Annotated in this window: 1 pseudogene; it reads right to left on the bottom strand. The window is 73.8% G+C overall.

Features of this window, described 5'->3' with window-relative positions:
- Nucleotides 1-116 precede the first annotated feature (116 nt).
- A pseudogene (locus tag G5C60_RS50620) lies at nucleotides 117-1,597 on the bottom strand (sacsin N-terminal ATP-binding-like domain-containing protein); the annotation flags it as partial.

The raw sequence follows: 1,597 nt of genomic DNA, 5'->3' as shown, positions 1-1,597 counted from the left end.
GGGGGCTGCGCCCCCAGGCCCCCCTTGAGAGGTTGTACCTCCGGTGCGGGGCCGTTGTGGCTGGGCGCGCAGTTCCCCGCGCCCCTATCGGGGCGCCCCCCCTGAGCGGAGTTTGGTCAGTCGAACCAGCGGTCCCTTGCCAGCTCCTCCGTTCTCGACGGGTCCTCCAGTAGTGCCGCTACCTCGAAGCGGCGGGGCCATTGGCCTGTTGCCCAGGCCAGGCCTGCGGCTACGCCCTCGACGGTGGCGGCGTGCAGGACGCCGTCGCGGGTGCGGCGCCAGTCGAGTTCGGTGCCGTCCACGAAGAGTTCCTCGTGTTCGATGTAGGTCCGCGGGGTCGTCGGGCCGAGGAGGACGCGGACGGAGTCCGGGACCTCGTGTTCGGTGCCCTCGCTGGTGACCTCACCCGTCACCGACTCGCTGAGGCGGCGGACCTGGAAGAGTTCTGCCAGGTCGGCGGCGCGTGACGGGCGTACGGGGAGCAGCGGGACCCCGGCCGTGAACGGCAGCAGGTCCGGGGAGTCCACGACCACGGCGTCGGCCGCGTCCACCACCGTCACCTGACCGTCGACGACGGCTCGCAGCTCGTCCGGCAGGGTCACCTGCTCCGGGTCGAGGTCGGCCAACGCGCTGTAGAGCGCGTGCAGTTGGGGCGCCGAGACCTCGCGGTCGGGGTCGGCGAGGCGGTCGAGGAGTTCGGCCGCGCCGCCGGGTTCGTCGAGGAGGGCGGCGACGGACGTCCGTACGCCGAGGGCCCGAAGTACCTGCTCGTCCTCGAAGCCCGTCGCGTCGGCGGCGTCGTACAGGCCGTGCAGGAGGGGGTCGCCGCCCGCGGCGCGCAGGCCGGCCGGGCGGCGGCCGTCCAGGACCGGGTGCCCGCGCAGCCACCATGCGGTGTACGAGCGGACGATCTCGTGCGTGCCGTCCGGCAGGAGGACCCGGACCGGCTGGGTGAGAGCGTCGCGCAGCGGCGGGCGCGAGAGCAGGGTCAGGGCCTGCGGCCAGCGGTCGTCGTCGACCAGGTCGAGATCCCGTACGGCGACGATCTCCGTGGCGACCGGAGGCACGGGTGTGTCGGGCAGCCGGTCGAGTGCGTCCTCGCACCACACGTCGACGGCGTCGAGGACGCCGACGTCGTCAGGTTCGGCGTAGTCGCCCTCGCGGGGCTCCACCTCGTCCGGGTCCAGGACGACATCCGTGGCGCGTACGAGGGTGAAGTTCGCCAGCACGCCGCAGGCGGCCAGCGGCTGCTCGCCCCATCGCTCGGCCAACTCCCCGTCGACGGCGGCCAGTTCGTCCTCCCGCATGACCTGGGCGAAGGGGCTGCCGGGCAGGACCAGTTCGCCGGCCGGGGAGAGTTCGCCGTCCTCGTCCGGGAGAGCGAGGGCGCCGAGCCAGGGTTCGTCACCGGGTTCGAGGTTCGCGTCACGGACGAGGGCGAGGACGGTGTCGGCCAGCTCCTCGGCGTCCGGGGCGTCCTCGTCCCAGCTGTCGTCCTCGAGGGAGGCGGCGACGGCGGCGCGTACCTGGGGTGTGGTGAGGACGGCGCGCGGCGTGGCGGGCAGGGCGCCGAGCTTCTCCAGGAGGGGGTGGGCGG

The sequence above is a fragment of the Streptomyces scabichelini genome, from assembly GCF_011045015.1.
Taxonomy (GTDB): Bacteria; Actinomycetota; Actinomycetes; order Streptomycetales; family Streptomycetaceae; genus Streptomyces; species Streptomyces scabichelini.
Note: the sequence above shows the minus strand (reverse complement) of the source record. Positions and strands in the feature narration are given on the sequence as shown.